Raw genomic sequence first — 220 nt, 5'->3', positions numbered from 1 at the left:
TTTCCTTGGATAAATCAAAATATTACTTGTTCAGAAAATGTGCAAAAGCAGTTAAAGAATTTTGCAGATCAGAACCCAGAAGTTAAACCTAAAAATGATCCAGAAAATAAAAACGATCGGCCTAGTTATTAGGTTGATCTTTTTTTAGTTTATCCGGTTTATGTTCATTAACATAATCAGCAAATATTTTTAAAAGTTCTTCGGTTTGTTCAACTGATAA

At 29.1% G+C, this 220-nt stretch carries 1 pseudogene; it reads left to right on the top strand.

The window, feature by feature from the left end:
- Window positions 1-132 (top strand): annotated as a pseudogene (locus FD46_RS03870) (zeta toxin family protein); the annotation flags it as partial.
- Window positions 133-220 lie beyond the last annotated feature (88 nt).

This window comes from Liquorilactobacillus oeni DSM 19972, from assembly GCF_001436275.1.
Lineage (GTDB): Bacteria > Bacillota > Bacilli > Lactobacillales > Lactobacillaceae > Liquorilactobacillus > Liquorilactobacillus oeni.
This window is presented reverse-complemented; position numbering and strand designations above follow the sequence as displayed.